Genomic DNA, 17,364 nt, shown 5'->3' with positions numbered 1-17,364 from the left:
CCCCGAGCAACCCGCTCGATATCCCTGAACAGCCCTTTCAGCGCAAGGAGTTCACCTCGCCATGCCTCGCAACAGGCTCGTCCCGATCGCCGCCCTCTGTCTCCTCGCCGCCCCGCTCACCGCCTGCGGAGGCACCTCCGCCGCCTCCGACGAGAAGGTCGTCACCGTCTACAGCGCCGACGGCCTCAAGGGCGAGAACGGCGACGGCTGGTACGACCGGATCTTCAAGGACTTCGAGAAGGAGACCGGGATCAAGGTCGAGTACGTCGAGGGCGGCTCCGGCGAGGTCGTGCAGCGCGCCGTCCGCGAGAAGAGCAACACGCAGGCCGACGTGCTCGTCACGCTCCCGCCGTTCATCCAGCAGGCCGACGGCAAGGGGCTGCTCCAGAAGTACACCCCGGCCGGATCCGACCAGGTCGACGGCGCCGACAAGGGGGCCGAGGGCACCTGGACCTCCGTCGTCAACAACTACTTCGGGTTCGTCTACAACAAGAAGGAACTCAAGCAGGCCCCCACCACGTGGGAGCAGCTCCTCGACGCCGAGTACAAGAACAAGATCCAGTACTCCACGCCCGGTGTCGCGGGTGACGGAACCGCCGTACTGATCAAGGCGATGCACGACTTCGGCGGCGAGAAGGCCGCCATGGACTACCTCGGCAGGCTCCAGTCCAACAACGTCGGCCCGTCCGCCTCCACGGGCAAGCTCGCGCCCAAGGTCGACAAGGGCGAACTCCTCGTGGCGAACGGCGATGTCCAGATGAACTTCGCCCAGGCCAAGTCCATGCCGAACCTCGCCATCTGGTTCCCGGCGACCGCCACGGGCAGGCCCACCACCTTCGCCCTGCCCTACGCGGCCGGGCTCGTCACCGGCGCCCCGCACAGCGACAACGCCAAGAAGCTCCTCGACTACATGCTGAGCCGCAAGGCACAGCAGCAGGTCAGCGAGATCGGCGGCGGCATCAGCGCCCGCCAGGACACCAAGCCCACGGACGCCAACGCGATCGCGCTCACCAAGCTCATGGACGGCGTGGAGGTCTTTGAGCCCGACTGGGCCGACATCGACAAGAACCTCACCTCGTACGTCGATGACTGGAAGGAAGCGACCGGAAGCTGACCGTTCGCGCAGGCACACCGCAACACCGTGTTCCGGACGCGCACCTCACGTACCGCCGTCTTTCACACAGATGCCACGCGACCCTTCCCTGTCGTTTGTTGCTCTTGGAACACTCCATTCGCGCACGTTCCATCACCTACTCGCCCTCAGTACCCCTTCAGGACAAGAGGTCACCAGCCATGCCCGAAGTGAATCGGCGCCGATTTCTCCAACTCGCAGGCGGCACCGCGGCGTTCACCGCGCTGTCGGAGAGCATCGCCAAGGCCGCGGCCATCCCCGCGGGGTACCACCGCGGCACCATCGAGGACGTCGAGCACATCGTCGTCCTTATGCAGGAGAACCGTTCCTTCGATCACTACTTCGGTGCGCTGAGAGGCGTACGCGGCTTCGGCGACCCCCACCCGGTCACGCTCGACAACGGCAAATCCGTGTGGCACCAGTCGGACGGCACCAAGGAGCTGCTGCCCTTCCACCCGGAGGCCGACGACCTCGGCATGCAGTTCCTGGAGGGCCTGCCGCACAGCTGGCCCGACGGGCACGCGGCCTACAACGGCGGCAAGTACGACAAGTGGGTCCCCGCGAAGGGCGCCACGACCATGGCGTACCTGACCCGCGAGGACATCCCGTTCCACTACGCGCTCGCGGACACCTTCACCGTCTGCGACGCGTACCACTGCTCGTTCATCGGCTCCACCGACCCGAACCGCTACTACATGTGGACGGGCTTCACGGGGAACGACGGCAAGGGCGGCGGGCCGGTCCTCGGCAACGACGAGCTCGGCTACGACTGGACGACGTACCCCGAGCGCCTGGAGAAGGCCGGGATCTCCTGGAAGGTCTACCAGGACATCGGCGACGGCCTGGACGCGGCCGGCTCCTGGGGCTGGATCTCGGACGCCTACCGCGGCAACTACGGCGACAACTCGCTGCTCTACTTCAACAAGTACCGCAACGCCAAGGCCGGCGACCCGCTGTACGACAAGGCCCGCACCGGCACCGACGCGCGCAAGGGTGAGGGCTTCTTCGACCAGCTACGGGCCGACGTCAAGGGCGGCAAGCTGCCGCAGGTCTCGTACATCGCCGCCCCCGAGGCCTTCTCCGAGCACTCCAACTGGCCCTCGAACTACGGCGCCTGGTACATCTCCCAGGTCCTGGAGGCCCTCACCTCCGACCCCAAGGTGTGGGCGAAGACGGCCCTGTTCATCACGTACGACGAGAACGACGGCTTCTTCGACCACCTCGTCCCGCCGCTGCCGCCGCGCGACGCCGGCCGGGGCAAGTCCACCGTCGATGTCGGCCCGGACCTATTCGCGGGCAGCTCGACCCATGTCGCGGGCCCCTACGGGCTCGGCCCGCGCGTGCCGATGCTCGTCGTCTCGCCGTGGAGCAAGGGCGGTTACGTCTGCTCCGAGACCCTCGACCACACCTCGATCATCCGGTTCATGGAACGCCGCTTCGGCGTCGAGGAGCCGAACATCTCGCCCTGGCGGCGGGCCATCTGCGGCGACCTGACCGCCGCCTTCGACTTCTCCCGCAAGGACAGCAAACCGGCCGACCTCCCGGACACCGACGCGTACGAGCCGCCGGACAAGGACCGGCACCCGGACTACAAGCCGACCCCGCCCGCGGATCCGAAGCTGCCGAAGCAGGAGCGCGGTCTGCGGCCCGCCCGCCCGCTGCGGTACGCCCCGTGGATCGACGGCTCGGTGGACCCGAAGGCCGGGAAGTTCACGCTGACCTTCGCCTCGGGCAAGAAGGCCGGCGCCTCCTTCCACGTCACCTCCGGGAGCCGCACCGACGGACCCTGGACCTACACCACCGAGGCCGGCAAGAGCGTCTCGGACACCTGGAACTCCGCCTACTCGAACGGCTCGTACGACCTGACCGTGCACGGGCCCAACGGCTTCGTACGTGTCTTCAAGGGGCCGGGCAAGACTGCCGGACCCGAGGTCACCGCACGGCACGACGGGGACGACATCGAGCTGACCTTCACCAACAAGGGCTCCCGCACGGCCGAGCTCAAGCTCACCAACGGCTACGGCGGCAGGCCCAGGTCGATCCGGGTACGGCCCGGCGCGACCGTCAGGCACACCGTGGACCTGGGGGCGAGCAGGCGCTGGTACGACCTCACCGTGTCCGACGCGGACGGATCGTTCCTGCGCCGGTTCGCCGGGCACGTCGAGAACGGCCGGGTGGGCGTCAGCGACCCGGCGATCGCCAGGGCGTAGAGGGTGCGATTCGCCACCGGGGATGCGATGAGTCCCACATCGCACGGGCTGGTCAGGTACTGGCGGACCCGGGGTACTGTGCCCCGGTGACCACGCATTCGAACACTCCTGCAGGTTGGTATCCGGATCCTCAGGGTCTGCCCCAGACGCTGCGTTACTGGGACGGCGTCCAGTGGACCCAGCACACCAACCAGGACCAGCAGCAGGCCCAGGCCGCGCAGCAGGCTCAGGCCGTGCAGCCGGTCAAGGCCGTGCAGCAGCAGCCTGTGCAGCAGCCGCAGCCCGGGTACCAGCAGCCGGCGCAGCAGGTTCCGCAGCAGGCGGGAGGGTTCGACCCGCGTGTGCAGCAGCAGGTGCACCAGCAGGCCGGTGTCGCACCGAACGCCGCCGGCGGGGGCACGCTGTTCACCGAGCCGGTCCTGGTGGTGAACCAGAAGGCCAAGCTGATCGAGCTGACCAACGAGTACAAGGTCATGGACCAGCAGGGCAACCAGCTCGGCGCGGTGGTGCAGGTCGGACAGGGCACGCTGAAGAAGGTGCTGCGCTTCTTCGCGAGCCTCGACCAGTTCATGACGCACAAGCTGGAGATCCGCGACGCGTACGGCCAGCCGCAGCTGCTGCTGACCCGTCCCCGGAAGTTCATGAAGTCGCGGGTGCTCGTGGCGCGTCCGGACGGTTCGCCGGTCGGTGAGATCGCCCAGCAGAACATGGTCGGGAAGATCAACTTCGCGATCAAGGTCGACGGCAAGCAGGTCGGCGCGATCAAGGCGGAGAACTGGCGCGCCTGGAACTTCTCGATCGTCGACCACGCCGACAACGAGGTCGCCCGGATCACCAAGACCTGGGAAGGCCTCGCCAAGACGATGTTCACGACCGCGGACAACTACGTCCTGCAACTGCACTACCAGCTTCCCGAGCCCCTGTTGAGCCTCGTGATAGCGACGGCGCTGACCGTCGACACGGCGCTCAAGCAGGACAGCCGAGGGCTTGGCTGACGAATCGGTTCGTCAGTTCGTCATCAGTGTCATGAGGGAGGGCGGTCGCGGACATCCGCGACGGCCCTCCCTCATGCCGTCGTGCGTTCCGTCGTCGCCTACAGCGGGGTGAGACGCCCGGGCTTCGGCTGCCGAGGCAGCAACGACGGCTCGTTCAACGCCGATCCGGGCGCCAGGGCGAGAACGGCCGCCACCGGGTGCTCTTCGTCCACCGAAGGCTCCGGTGACTCCGGCGAGGACTCCGGCGAGGGCTCCGGCGAGGGCTCCGGCGAGGGCTCCGGCGAGAGCTGCGGCGTGGCGCGCGACAGCGTCACCACGCCCCAGGCCGCGACCGCCGCACCGGCCAGCGCGAGCAGCAGGCCCGCCGCGCCGCCCTGCAGCCGCTCGCCGAGCAGCGAGAGGCCGATCACCGCGGCGGCGATCGGGTTGGCCAGCGTCACCACCGCGAGGGGAGCGCCGAGCCCGCCCTTGTAGGCGGTCTGCGACAGCAGCAGCCCGCCCGCCGCGAACGCGGCGACCAGCAGCGCGACCACGATCACCTGTCCGCTGAGCAGAGACTCCGAGCGGTCCGTCGCGGCGACCGTGACGGTCTGCGTGAGCGCCGAGGCGACACCCGAGGCGAAGCCGGACGAGGTCGCGTGCCGCAGCCCGGGGCGGGTGCCCGGCCTGGCCAGTACGCCGACGAGGGCCATGGTCGTGCCCGCCACGGCCAGCGCCTGCGGGACGCTCAGCACATCGTCGGGCGCGGGCCCGGTCGCCGTGACCAGCAGGGCCGCGAGCCCGGCCAGCGTCAGCGCCGTACCGCGCCACTCGACGAAGGTGACGCGCCGCCCCGCCATCCGCGCGCCCAGCGGCACCGCGGCGACGAGCGTGAGCGCGCCGAGCGGCTGGACCAGCGTGAGGGGCCCGTACTTGAGGGCGGCCACGTGCAGCAGCGCCGCCGCCGCGTTGAGGCCCACCGACCACCACCAGGCACCGCTGCCGAGCAGCCGGAGCACCCCGGAGTCGGGGGTCCGGGCGGCCAGCCGCTGCTGGGCCACAGCCGCGGCGGCGTACGCCACGGCCGAGAACAGCGACAGGACGACGGCGACGAGCGTGGCGCTCATCGTCCGGCTCCCACGAGCTCCGGAGCGTCCTGCGCGCCGGGTGCCTCCGGCCCGCCGGGTTCGTCCGGTGCCTCCGGCCCTTCCGGTACGGAGCTGCCGGCGCCCACGCGCTCCCGGGCGGGCGCCGCCGGTGCCGCCGTCCGGCGCGGTGCGCGGATCACGGCGAGGGCGATGCCGAGCAGCGAGGCCGCGACGACCGCGTCGAGCCAGTAGTGGTTGGCCGTGCCGACGATCACCAGCAGCGTGACCAGCGGATGCAGCAGCCAGAGCCACCGCCACCGGGACCGGGTCGCGGCGATCAGGCCGATCGCGACCATCAGGGCCCAGCCGAAGTGCAGCGAGGGCATCGCCGCGAACTGGTTCGACAGCGAGTCGGTCTCGGGCGAGGCGCCGTACACCGTGGGCCCGTACACCTGGCCGGTGTCCACGAGGCCCGTCGCGGCGAGCATGCGGGGCGGGGCGAGCGGGAACGTGAGGTGCACCACCAGGGCGGCGGCGGTGACCGCGGCGAGCACCCGGCGGGCCCACACGTAGTGCCCGGGCCGCCGCAGGTACAGCCAGATCAGGAAGGCCGCGGTGGCGGGGAAGTGGACGGTCGCGTAGTACGTGTTGACCACGTGCACGAGGGTGTCGCTGTGCAGCAGCGCCGACTGTACGTCGCCTTCGCCGGGCAGACGCAGGAACCGTTCGAGGTCCCAGACCCGGTGCGCGTTGTCGAAGGCCTCACCGGTGTGGCCCGTGGCCAGCTGCCGGCCGAGCTTGTAGACGAGGAAGAGCCCCGCGACGAGCAGGAGCTCACGGACGAGGGGCGGCCGCTGTATCGCGGCCTCCCCTTCTCTTGCAGGCTCTCTTGCAGGCTCGGATCGGCTTTCCATCCCCGGCCCCCTTGCTGACGTTCTGGTCGTGCTGGTGCGTGGTGAGCCCAGGAGGGGATCCACTCGACACAGGGGTGGGTCCTGTCCAAGGCTCATCGATACGACAGTGTACCGATACGTTCGCGTTCCGGTACACTGGCGTATCGATAGGACTTACGCCACACTGAGGGCCGGTCGAGGGCCACACTGGAGAGCACACGGGAAGCGGGCCCGCACGGGGCCGCCGGGACCAGCGAGGAGAAGAGCCATGACGTCGCAGGCAGCGGACGAACCGGAGACGGTCGTCGCCTCGCGCCGCTCCAAGATCACGCCTCAGCGTGAGCAGGAGTTCTTCGACGCCGTGCTCGACCAGATCCGCGAGTGCGGCTATGACGCGCTGACCATGGAGGGCGTCGCCTCCAGCACCCGGTGCAGCAAGTCCACGCTCTACCGGCAGTGGAAGACGAAGCCGCAGTTCGTGGCAGCCGCGCTGCGGGCCAACCACTGTCCCAAGTTCATCGGTATCGACACCGGCTCGCTCGCGGGCGACCTGCGCGCGGTCGCGCGCACCGCGGGCGAGCGGTCGGACGAGGACACCAGGCTGCTGCAGGCGCTCGGCCAGTCCGTGATGCAGGACGAGGAGCTGAAGCTCGCGCTGCGTGACGCACTGGTGGAGCCCGAACTGGAGGCGCTCCGCGGGATGGTCCGGCGCGCGGTCGAACGCGGGGAGATCACGGCCGACCATCCGGTCCTGGAGTTCGTGCCGGCGCAACTGCTCGGCGTGCTCCGCGTCCGCCCCCTGCTGGAGGGGTGCCCCGCGGACGCGGACTACCTCCTGCGCTATGTGGAGGTGGCCCTGCTGCCGGCCCTGGGGCTCTCGGACACCACCGGGCCGCCGGACACCACCTGAGACCCAGGCCGCCGTCCATGGGATGACTGGACGGTGACCTGCTCGCGCCGCACCGTGGGGACGGGGGCGGCGCGCACCCCCCGGCCGGGTGGGGTTCCTCTCCAGCGGAGAGGCGCTCCACCCGGCCGATTGGTGACCGTCGTACGTCCTACACGTTCTGCCCGTTGCCGCCGCCGCCCGCGGCCTCCTTGATGCCCTTGGTGATCTCGTCGATGACCGACTGCTTGGGGGCCTTGGAGCTGACATCGATGCCGAAGCGCACGACGACGAGCTGCTTGGAGTTGGAGGGCGCCGGGAAGACGAGCGACTCGACGTAGCCGTCGTCGCCCTTGCTCGTGACGACCTTCCAGCGGACCGCGTAGCCCTTCTGCCCGGCCACGGTCACGGCCTTGGACGAGAGCTCGTCGTGCGAGGTGATCTTGCCGTAGCTCTTGCCGCCGTAGGACTCCTCGGCGTTCTTGGCGATGTCCTCCTTGGCGGCGGCCTCGGCGGTGGTGGCCTTGAGCTCCAGTGCGAGCGCGGGGGCGGAGTAGGCGCCGCCGAGGCTGCACTCCGCCGAGGTGTCGCCGGGGCACTTGTAGGAGCCCTTGGTCGTCACCTGCGCGCCCACCTGGATGGTCGCGCCGCTCCAGCCGTCGGGCACGGGCAGGCTGATGCCGTTGATCGGGTCCGTGGCGTAGCCCTCTTCGGACGGCAGCGGCTGCGGGGTCCCGGACTCGCCGCCCTCCGGGGCGCCGGGGCCGCCCTGACCGCCGCCGTCCTGCCCCTGCGGGCCGCCCGGCTGGGTCGGCACGGGCTGGGTGTTGGTCGAATCGGTGCCGCCCGAGCCGTCGTCCGCGGTCAGCGCGTACACCCCGCCGCCGATACCGGCGAGGACCGCCACGGCGACGGCGACGGCTATCGCCGTGCGCCCTTTGCGCCGCGGGCCGCCTGGGTGCGCGCCCGGATAGGGCGAGTCCGGTGAGAACGCCGGAGGACCCCAAATGGCGCCGGACTCCGCGGGGCGGGTCTGGTCCGTCCATGTCCTACCGTCCCACCAGCGCTGCGTGGCGGGGCCGTCAATTGTCTGCCCGGGATCGGGATACCAGCCGGGGGGAGTCGCCTGCGTCATGGGTCCACCGTATGAGGCGCGAGTGAAAGCCGGATGAGAGGACCCGGATTCATTTCACCCAATCACCAGCCGCACCGGCTGTTTCAAGCCCCGGGGCACCCGCGGCAGCCCGTCCCGCCCCGGTGTCACCGAGCCCAGCACGCTGGGATGCCGGGCGCCGGTGCTCCTCGGGTCGGTGCCCACGAGACCGTGCAGCGTCAGGAAGCCGAGGACGGCGAACGCGTACGCCTCCTTCGCCGCCGCCGGCAGGCCCAGCGCGTCGGAGGTGTGCAGGGGCACCCCCGGCAACTCCTCGGCGAGCATCGCCATGAGGACGGGATTGCGCGTGCCCCCGCCCGAGGCGATGACCTCGGTGGCGCCCACGGAACGGACGGCGTCCGCGACCGTGCGCGCGGTGAGCCGGGTGAGGGTGGCGATCACGTCCTGGTGTGCGAGAGTGCCGATGCCGGTCGGAGCCGTTGTCGCTGCCGGAGCTGCCGGAGCTGCCGGAGCTGCCGGAGCTGCCGGAGCTGCCGGAGCTGCCGGAGCTGCCGGAGCTGCCGGAGCTGCCGGAGCTGCCGGCTCGGCCGCCACGGCCGGCGTGGCCAGTGCAGCCGGGTCCGCCAGAGTTGCCAGAGCCGCCAGCAGGTAGTCCCGGTGGAACAGTTCCTTGCCGGTCGTCTTCGGCGCGGGCAGCGCGTAGTACGGCTCGTCGAGGAGCCGGCGCAGCAGCGGCTCGTGGACCGTGCCGCGGGCGGCCAGCGCCCCGTCCGTGTCGTAGGCGCGGCCGGTGAAGTGGTGGACGGCCGCGTCGATGAGCGCGCCCGCGGGACCCGTGTCGAAGGCGGTGCCGTCGGGCGCGGTGAGGTTGGCGATGCCGCCGAGGTTCAGCGCGACCGGGGTGCCCGGCCTGCCGCGCAGCCACAGCAGGTCGACGAGGCTCACCAGGGGCGCCCCCTGGCCGCCGGCGGCGATGTCGCGTGGCCGGAGGTCGGCGACCACGGGCAGTCCGGTGGCCTCCGCGATCCAGGCGGGCTGCCCGATCTGCAGGGTGCCGCGCACCTGCCCGCCGTCGGTCCAGTGGTAGACGGTCTGACCGTGCGAGACCACCAACTCGGCCCGTCCGTCGCACAGTTCACGGTCGGCGCGCAGAGCGGTCGCGGCGAAGGCCTGCCCGATGAGCGTGTCCAGGCGGCACACCTCGGCGAGGGTCGTGGCCGCCGGAGGCAGCGCCGCCGCGAGGGCATCGCGCACCTCGGCCCCGTAGGCGTCGCCGACCGTGCCGAGAGGCCGCAGCACCAGCCTGTCCCCGTCGAGCCGCAGGTCGGCCGCCGCCGCGTCGATCGCGTCGTACGACGTGCCGGACATCAGGCCGATCACCCGCATCCGTTCAACTCCCTTGCCGTACCGGCTCCTTACGGAGCGTCAGAAGTGCGAACACGCTCACCGCGCACGTCACGGCCGCGTAGTACGCCGGAATGTCCACGCTGCCCGTCCGCTTGATGGTCTCCGTGATGATGAGGCCCGCGCAGCCCGAGAACACGGCATTGGACAGGGCGTAGGCGAGTCCAAGACCCGTGTAGCGGACGCTCGTGGGGAACATCTCCGAGAGCATCGCGGGGCCCGGCCCCGCCATCAGCCCCACGACGGCGCCAGCGACGAACACGGCACCACCCTTCACAGCGTTTGAAGTGCCCGTGTTCTGAAGGAGGTTGAGCAGCGGGACCGCGAGGACGGTGACCAGCAGCGCGCCCGTCAGCATCACCGGCCGCCGGCCGATCCGGTCGCTGAGCAGGCCCGCCGGGACGATCGTGACCGCGAAGCCCAGGTTGGCGAGGACGGTGGCGACCAGCGCCTGCTGGAACGTCGCGTTCAGCGAACTCTGCAGATACGAGGGGAGCACGACGAGGAACGTGTAACCGGCCGCCGCCCAGCCCATGATGCGCCCCGCGCCCAGCGCGATCGCCTTCGCCACCTCACGCCCGGGCGGTCGCTCCGGCCGGGACTCCTCCTGGAGCGACTCGAAGGACGGCGTCTCGTCGAGCCGCAGGCGCAGCCACAGCGCCCCGAGTCCCATCGGCAGTGTCAGCAGGAACGGCAACCGCCAGCCCCAGTCGCCCAGTTGCCCCTCACTGAGCACGGTCGCCAGCAGTGCGGCCACTCCCGCCCCGCCCAACAGCCCCAGCGCCACCGTGAACGACTGCCACGACCCGTACAGGCCCCGCCTGCCCGGTGGCGCGAACTCCGTCATCACCGACACCGCGCCCCCGAACTCGCCACCCGCGGAAAGCCCCTGAAGGACCCTCAGAAAGGTCAGCAGCCAGGGGGCGAGGGCGCCCACCGTGTCGTACGTGGGCAGCACGCCGATCAGGGTCGTGGCGGCCGTCATGAGGACGATGACCATGATGAGTACGGGACGGCGTCCGACGCGGTCGCCGAGCCGCCCGAACAGCGCGGCGCCCACGGGCCGGAAGAAGAACGCGAGAGCGAAGGACGCGTACGTCCTGACCAGGGCCTCGGCCTCGCTGCCGCCCTCGGGGGTGAAGAACCGGGCCGCGATGACCGTCGCGAAGTAGCCGTAGACGCCGAACTCGTACCACTCGATGAAGTTGCCCACGGACCCCGCGACCAGCGCCCTGCGGGAGCGCGCGGGCCGGTCGGTCCGCAGGTCGGAGCCGTGCGCCGGAGCGCCCATGCCGTTCCTCCCACCGCCCTGACGATGTTGGAAAGTTAGTTTCAGCACACGGCTTTTGACTGTCAATAACTTTCACCCTGGCCGGTCGGTGGTGTCGGCGGTCGTCTTCGGGCCGCCGGCGTCACCCGTCGCGGCAGCAGGTGTCCCGACCAGGCTCCATCGTGTCTTCCGGAGGGCTAGGCTCAAGGTCTGTACGTCGTTTGGGCGACCTGGGGAGGTAGCGGGATGACGGAGGCACGGCCGGGAACGGCCGCCTCGGCACCCCTCTGGGAGCGCGACGCGGAACTTGCCGCGGTCGCGGAGGCAGTCGACGCGCTCTGCGCGGGTTCGGCCTCGGGCAGCCTGCTGGTCTTCACCGGAGAGGCGGGCATCGGCAAGACCGCGCTGCTCGCCGAGTCGCGCCGGATCGCGGAGACACGCAAATGCACGGTGTGGTCGGCACGTGGCGGCGAGACCATCACGTCCGTTCCCTTCAACGTCGTACGGCAGTTGCTGCAGCCCGCGCTCGTGGCGCTGATGCCCGACGAGGCGCGTGAGTACTTCGGCGACTGGTACGACATCGCGGGACCCGCCCTCGGGATCGCCGAATCGGGCGACCGCCAGGCCGACCCGCAGGGCGTGTGCGACGGCCTGGTCGCGGCCGTGCGCAGGCTGGCCCGACGCGAGTGGCCGCTGGTGCTGCTCATCGACGACGCGCACTGGGCCGACCAGGAGAGCCTGCACTGGCTCGCCGCCTTCGCGGAGCGCCTCGACGACCTGCCCGTCCTCGTCGTGGTCGCCCGCCGCCCCGGGGACGCCACCGGTGAGAGCGCCCGCCACCTCGACTCCATCGGCGCCCTGGCCGGCCCGACGCCCTCCCTGCGCGCGCTGACCCCGGACGCCACGGCCGGACTGACCCGCGCCACGCTCGGCGCGCACGCCGACGTCCCGTTCTGCCGCGAGGTCTGGGCCGTCACCGGCGGCAACCCGTACGAGACCGTGGAGCTCCTCGCCAAGGTCCAGGACAGCGACTTCGAGCCGGTCGAGGACTCGGCCTCGGAACTACGCGCGCTGAACCGCGCGGCGCGCGGGCGCGGACTCGTCGACCGGCTCGAAGGGCTCGGCGTGGACGCCACCCGGTTCGCCTGGGCGGCGGCCATCCTCGGCACGCAGATCTCCCTGGAACTGGCGGCCGAACTCGCCGGCATGCCGCGGGACGAGGCGGAGCGATGTGCGGCGCTCCTCGGCGCGGCGCGCATCCTCACCGAGGCCGGCCAGACGACCGGTCAAGTCGACGACGGGGACCTGGAGTTCGTCCACCCGCTCATCGCCACCGCCGTCTACCGCTCGATCCCGGACGCGCTGCGCACCGCGATGCACGGCGTGGCCGCCTCGGTCGTCACCGCGTCGGGCCTCGGCGCCGCCGCGGCCTCCCGCCACCTCCTCGAGGTACATCCGGACGACGACCCCGAACTCGTCGAGCAGATGCGCGAGGCCGCCCGCGAGCACCTCGCCGTCGGCGCCCCGGACGCGGCCCGCCGCTGTCTGGAGTGCGCCCTGCTGGAACCGCCGCTTCCGGAGGTCCACGCGCGCGTGCTCTACGAGTTGGGCTGCGCCACGCTCCTCACCTCGCCCGCGACGACGATCGGGCACCTGCGGCAGGCACTCACGCTGCACGGCCTGGAGGAGGAACTGCGGGTCGACGCGGTCTGCCGGCTCTCCTCCGCCCTCATCCACAACGACCAGCCGGAGGAGGCCGTCGCCGCGGTCGACGCGGAGGCCGACCGGCTCCAGCCCGGTCCCGCCCGTATGCGCCTGCAGGCCGTGCACTACATGTGGGAGGGCGTCCACGTCGCCGAGGAGGACGCGCCCGGCCGCTCCCGCCGCCTCGCCGAGCTCGTCAAGCCGCTCACCGGCCGCGACAACTCCGAGCGCGCCCTGCTCATCCTGCGCGCCTTCGACGCGATGACCCGCGGGGAGAACGCCGAGGAGGTCGTCGAGAACTGCGACCGCGCCCTCGTCAACGGCCGCCTCGCGCCGGGCCTCGGCTGGACCGACACCGAGTGGAGCTTCGAGCTCCTGATGATGCTCGGCATCTCCTACGCGTTCGCGGACCGCCTCGACCGCGCCGAGGGCCTCTTCACGGAGGCCCAGCGGACGTACGAGCACGCCGGGTGGAGCGGCGGCCATCTGGCCGTCGCGCACGCCTTCGGCGGCTACGTGCTCCGCAGACGGGGCCGCCTCGTGGACGCCGAGGAGTCCCTGCGCGAAGCACTCCGGCTGGCGGACCGGGTGGGCAGCGGTCTGCCCATGCACTGGTCGGCGGCGTGCATGCTCATCGACACGCTGCTCGCCCGCGGCCATGTCGGTGCGGCCGAGGAGATCGCCGAGCGGTACTCCTTCGAGCCGCCCCACCCGTCCACGATCGTCCTGCCGGACACCCACTCGATCAGGGGCCGCCTGCTGATCGCCACCGGCCGCGTCGAGGAGGGCGTGAACGAGCTGGAGACCGCCGAGAAGAGGTCCGCGGCCCGCGGCGGCCACAACACGGTGATGGCGCCCTGGGCCGGAGACCTGGCCCGCACCCTCGCCGTCTCCGACCCGCGGCGCGCCGCCGAGGTGGCGGCCGACGCCCGCACACAGGCCGAACGCTTCGGCACGGACTCCGCCATAGGAGAAGCCTTGCGCTGCGCCGCCGCCCTGGAGACCGGCCGGCGCTCGGTCACACTGCTCGCCCAGGCGGTCGCCTACCTGGAGGCGTCACCCTGCGCCTACGAGCACGCGGCGGCCCGCGTCGAGTACGGCATCGCGTCCCACTCCGTCACGGAGCTGACCCGCGGTCTGACACTGGCACGCACCTGCGGCGCGGACAGCCTGGTGACCAGGGCCCGGGAGGCACTGGCACTGCACTCTGGCCGAGTGCCCCGCCCACGGTGACCGAGGGGCGGACGGCCCGGTGGCCCGGCCGCCCTCAGGTTCCGAGCAGCCGGTCCGTCGCCGCCTGCAGGCGCTTCCACATGTCCCGGTCGTACGCCTCCGCGTGGGCCCGCGCAGGACTCGTACCGTCGAAGTACTGGCCGGTGCCGGCCTGCCCCGACTCCGTGGTGGCGAGGGCCAGTACACCCGCCGCGCCGTCGGAGATCGTGGACAGCGGCTCGACGCCGGCCTCGCGGACCATCGCGGTGTCGATGAAGGTGGCGGGGTGCAGCACGTTGACGGAGACACCGGTGCCCGCGAGTTCCTCGGCGAGGGCGAACGTGTGGGCGGCCAGGGCGAGTTTGCTGCGGCAGTACGCCGTCACCCCGCCGTAGTCCCGTGCCGTCCCGAAGTCGTCGAAGTCCAGCGGCTGTTGGCCCGCCGAGCCGACATTCACGATGCGGGACGGGGCGCTCGCGCGCAGCACCGGAAGAAGGGCACGGGTCAGGGCGACCGGCGCGAGGTAGTTGACCGCGAGCCGCAGCTCGTGGCCGTCGACGCTCTCCTCCCGGTCTGCCCCGGGCATCCCGAAGCCCACCCCCGCGTTGTTGATCAGGACATCGAGCCGGGGGTGCGCCGCCGCGACCCGCGAGCCCAGCTCACGCACCTGCGCCAGCGACGCCAGGTCCGCCACGAACCCGTGCGCCTCGCCCTCCGTACGCAGCTCCGCGACCAGCCGCTCGGTACGCCCCGGATCGCGGCCGTGGGCGAGGACGACGAAACCGGAACGGGCGAGCTCGAAGGCCACGTACCGGCCGAGTCCGGAGGTGGCACCGGTGATCAGAACAGTGGGCATGCCCTCACCCTAGGCACGGCGACACCGTTCGTACGAGGTGCCGCTGAGCGTACGACCAACAGGGGCACCGTCCGACGGCCGGCACGTCAGCCGGCCGTCTCGTCCTCCTCGGCGAGCACCCGCTGGGCCACGGCGAACGCCGAGTTGGCCGCCGGGACCCCGCAGTACACGGCGGTCTGCAGCAGCACGGCGCCGATCTCCTCCGGGGTGAGCCCGTTGCGGCGGGCGGCGCGGATGTGCATCGCCAGCTCGTCGTAGTGGCCGTGCGCCACCAGTGCGGTCAGTGTGATCATGCTGCGCTCGCGGCGCGCCAGCGTCGGGTCGGTCCAGATCTCGCCCCACGCGTACCGCGAGATGAAGTCCTGGAACCGTGCCGTGAATTCCGACTGCCGGGCCTGCGCACGGTCGACGTGCGTGTCGCCGAGCACCTGACGGCGGACCTCCATGCCCCGCTTGGCGCCGCCGTCGAAGTGCGCGCGCAGAGCGGTGAGTACGGCCTCCGGGCACTGCGCGGGCGCCAGGTGCGAGGCCCCCGGAATCTCGACGAGCGCGGCACCGGGCACCGCGTCGGCGATCTCGCGCAGATGCGCGGGCGGCGTCGCGGGATCCTCACGCCCGGCGACGAGCAGCGTCGGCGCGCCGATCTCCGGCAGCCGCTCCCGGATGTCGAAGGCCGCGAGCGCGTCGCAGCAGGCGGCGTACGCGTCCGGATCCGCCGTCCGATGGTCCTCGACGAGCTCCGGAACGGTGAAACCCGGTGTGAACCAACGGGAGTTGGCCCCCTCCGCAAGCCCGGCCAGCCCCTCGGCGCGCACCAGCGCGGCCCGCTCCTCCCACGGCCTGGAGCCGTTGAAGTGGGCGGAGGAGCAGATCACCGCGAGCCGCTCGATCCGCTCGGGGTGATGGACGGCGAGATGCAGCCCCACCGCGCCGCCGAGCGAGACACCGGCGTACGAGAACCGGTCGATGCCGAGCGAGTCGGCGAGCGCGAGCACCAGTGCGGCGAGGTCGGCGACGGTCGCGCCGGGGCCGATCAGTGCGGCGGGGGTGCCGCCGTGCCCCGGCAGGTCCCAGCGCACGATCCGGTGGGTGACGGACAGTTCGGGCGCGACCTTGTCCCACAGGGCCGTCGACGTGCCGAGGGACGGGCCGAGGAGAAGCGGGGGAGCGGTTACGGGACCCTCGGCGCGGTGGTGGAGCGACTTGCCGTCGGAAAGGGGCTGTCGGGTGCTCAACTTCGCTCCAGGGCACGGTCGGTGAGGGCTCCGGCGGAACCGGTGTACCGGGTCGGGTCGGTGAGGGCCGCGAGGTCGAGGTCCTTCAACGCGGGATCCTTCAACTCGGGCTCCTCGGTGAGGAGTTCCACGAGCGGGCGGTTCTCGGCGGTGGCCCGTCGCGCCGCCCGGGTGAGCAGCTCCTTGGCGCGGGCCCGCCCGAGCACCGGCGCGAGTTCGGCGGACAGCCGCTCGGAGACGATCAGGCCGTGGGTGAGGTCCAGATGGGCGCGCATCGCGTCCGCGTGGACCCGCAGCCCCTCGGTCAGCTCGGCCGTGTCACGCGCGGCCCCGCCGACCAGCCGCAGCAGGTCACGCAGGGGCTCCCACTCGGCGTGCCAGGCACCGGCGGGCCGTTCGTCCTCGGCGGCCAGGGACCCGTACAGCGTCGCGGCGAGCTGCGGCGCCCGGCGGGCCGCCGCGGCGACGAGGGTGGAGCGCACCGGGTTCGCCTTGTGCGGCATCGCGGAGGAGCCGCCGCCCGTGCCCTCGCTCAGCTCACGGATCTCCGTACGGGCGAGGGTGAGCACGTCCGTGGCCGCCTTGCCGAGGGCGCCCGCGGTGAACGCGAGGGCTCCCGCCAGGTCGGCGACGGGCGTGCGCAGGGTGTGCCAGGGCAACACCGGCGTGGCGAGGCCCAGTTCACGGGCGTACGCCTCGACGAGGGCGCCCGTGTCCGGAGTTCCGTACGCGGTGAAGGCCGCCAACGTGCCCGCCGCGCCGCCGAGTTGGGCCGGGAGCCGGTCCCGTACGGCCTGTACACGGTCCCTGGCGTCCAGCACCAGCGACCGCCAGCCGGCCGCCTTCAGCCCGAAGGTGGTCGGTACGGCGTGCTGGGTGAGGGTGCGCCCCGGCATCACCGTGTCCCGGTGCTCGCGCGCGAGCCGCGCCAGCGCACGCTCCGTACGGGCGAGGTCCGCCAGGACCAGGTCCAGCGTCCGGGCGGCGACCAGCATGGCGGCCGTGTCCATGACGTCCTGGCTGGTCGCGCCCCGGTGGACGTAGGGGGCGTACTCGGTGTCGACGGCCTCGACCGCCGCCGTCAGGTCCGCGACCAGCGGGATCACCGGATTGCCGCCGCCCCGCGCGCGGAGCGCCAGATCGCGGACGTCGAAGCGCGCCGCGTCGGCCGCCGCGGTGACCGCGGCGGCGGCCCCCGCAGGGGCGAGGCCGAGCGAGGCCTGCGCGCGGGTGAGTGCCGCCTCCGCGTCGAGCAGCGCCTGAAGGAAGGCGCGGTCGCCGGTCGCCGACTCGGCGGGCGAGCCCGCACGTCCGGGCGCGAGCAGGCCGACGTCCAAGCCGAGAGGATCGCCGGGATCGCTGGAACCGACGGGATCGCCGGGATCG

13 protein-coding genes are annotated in these 17,364 nt (G+C 71.9%); 5 read left to right on the top strand and 8 right to left on the bottom strand.

Annotation, left to right across the window (positions count from 1 at the left end; translation table 11 throughout):
• Nucleotides 1-61: 61 nt before the first annotated feature.
• From AOK17_RS24690 to AOK17_RS24680, 3 genes are all read left to right on the top strand, one after another.
• Entirely contained in the window at nucleotides 62-1,114 is a 1,053-nt protein-coding gene (locus AOK17_RS24690) for a 2-aminoethylphosphonate ABC transporter substrate-binding protein (protein WP_055614735.1), read from the top strand.
• A gap of 179 nt (nucleotides 1,115-1,293) precedes the next feature.
• Nucleotides 1,294-3,342 carry a phosphocholine-specific phospholipase C gene (locus tag AOK17_RS24685; RefSeq protein WP_055614734.1) on the top strand — a complete coding sequence of 683 codons (2,049 nt, stop codon included), beginning with the start codon at nucleotides 1,294-1,296 and terminating at the stop codon, nucleotides 3,340-3,342.
• Between the two features lie 86 nt (nucleotides 3,343-3,428).
• Complete coding sequence (locus AOK17_RS24680) at nucleotides 3,429-4,337, top strand: LURP-one-related family protein (protein WP_055614733.1); 909 nt, start codon at nucleotides 3,429-3,431, stop codon at nucleotides 4,335-4,337.
• Nucleotides 4,338-4,435: 98 nt separating this feature from the next.
• On the opposite strand, the gene AOK17_RS24675 is transcribed toward AOK17_RS24680, so the two are convergent.
• Both AOK17_RS24675 and AOK17_RS24670 read right to left on the bottom strand, forming a co-directional pair.
• Nucleotides 4,436-5,443 carry a DMT family transporter gene (locus AOK17_RS24675; RefSeq protein ID WP_055614732.1) on the bottom strand — a complete coding sequence of 336 codons (1,008 nt, stop codon included), beginning with the start codon at nucleotides 5,441-5,443 and terminating at the stop codon, nucleotides 4,436-4,438.
• Nucleotides 5,440-6,318 (bottom strand): phosphatase PAP2 family protein, encoded by an 879-nt coding sequence (locus AOK17_RS24670; protein WP_079053260.1) that lies wholly within the window; start codon nucleotides 6,316-6,318, stop codon nucleotides 5,440-5,442. The genes AOK17_RS24675 and AOK17_RS24670 overlap by 4 nt, the downstream gene beginning before the upstream one ends.
• 247 nt (nucleotides 6,319-6,565) lie before the next feature.
• Here AOK17_RS24670 and AOK17_RS24665 point away from each other — a divergent pair, with 247 nt between their 5' ends.
• On the top strand, nucleotides 6,566-7,207 hold the full coding sequence (locus tag AOK17_RS24665) for a TetR/AcrR family transcriptional regulator (RefSeq protein ID WP_055614731.1): 642 nt from the start codon (nucleotides 6,566-6,568) through the stop codon (nucleotides 7,205-7,207).
• A 148-nt stretch (nucleotides 7,208-7,355) separates the two neighbouring features.
• Here AOK17_RS24665 and AOK17_RS24660 read toward each other — a convergent pair whose 3' ends face one another.
• From AOK17_RS24660 to AOK17_RS24650, 3 genes are read right to left on the bottom strand one after another with little or no spacing between them, the layout of a single operon-like run.
• Complete coding sequence (locus AOK17_RS24660) at nucleotides 7,356-8,318, bottom strand: DUF2510 domain-containing protein (protein ID WP_079053259.1); 963 nt, start codon at nucleotides 8,316-8,318, stop codon at nucleotides 7,356-7,358.
• Between the two features lie 54 nt (nucleotides 8,319-8,372).
• Nucleotides 8,373-9,683 (bottom strand): anhydro-N-acetylmuramic acid kinase, encoded by a 1,311-nt coding sequence (locus AOK17_RS24655; protein ID WP_055614730.1) that lies wholly within the window; start codon nucleotides 9,681-9,683, stop codon nucleotides 8,373-8,375.
• Nucleotides 9,684-9,687: 4 nt separating this feature from the next.
• The gene (locus tag AOK17_RS24650; RefSeq protein WP_055614729.1) at nucleotides 9,688-10,992 is read right to left on the bottom strand and encodes an MFS transporter; all 1,305 of its coding nucleotides are present in this window, start codon (nucleotides 10,990-10,992) and stop codon (nucleotides 9,688-9,690) included.
• Between the two features lie 225 nt (nucleotides 10,993-11,217).
• Here AOK17_RS24650 and AOK17_RS24645 point away from each other — a divergent pair, with 225 nt between their 5' ends.
• Entirely contained in the window at nucleotides 11,218-13,908 is a 2,691-nt protein-coding gene (locus AOK17_RS24645; protein WP_055614728.1) for an ATP-binding protein, read from the top strand.
• A 34-nt stretch (nucleotides 13,909-13,942) separates the two neighbouring features.
• On the opposite strand, the gene AOK17_RS24640 is transcribed toward AOK17_RS24645, so the two are convergent.
• The 3 genes from AOK17_RS24640 to pcaB all read right to left on the bottom strand — a co-directional run bounded on the left by AOK17_RS24640 (nucleotide 13,943) and on the right by pcaB (nucleotide 17,315).
• Entirely contained in the window at nucleotides 13,943-14,743 is an 801-nt protein-coding gene (locus tag AOK17_RS24640; RefSeq protein ID WP_055614727.1) for an SDR family NAD(P)-dependent oxidoreductase, read from the bottom strand.
• Between the two features lie 86 nt (nucleotides 14,744-14,829).
• Nucleotides 14,830-15,978 (bottom strand): bifunctional 3-oxoadipate enol-lactonase/4-carboxymuconolactone decarboxylase PcaDC, encoded by a 1,149-nt coding sequence (gene pcaDC / locus AOK17_RS24635; protein ID WP_055614726.1) that lies wholly within the window; start codon nucleotides 15,976-15,978, stop codon nucleotides 14,830-14,832.
• Entirely contained in the window at nucleotides 15,975-17,315 is a 1,341-nt protein-coding gene (pcaB, locus tag AOK17_RS24630) for a 3-carboxy-cis,cis-muconate cycloisomerase (protein ID WP_055614773.1), read from the bottom strand. Before pcaB ends, pcaDC begins: the two co-directional genes overlap by 4 nt.
• Nucleotides 17,316-17,364 lie beyond the last annotated feature (49 nt).

It is taken from the genome of Streptomyces phaeochromogenes, assembly GCF_001418655.1.
Classification (GTDB): Bacteria; Actinomycetota; Actinomycetes; order Streptomycetales; family Streptomycetaceae; genus Streptomyces; species Streptomyces phaeochromogenes.
This window is presented reverse-complemented; position numbering and strand designations above follow the sequence as displayed.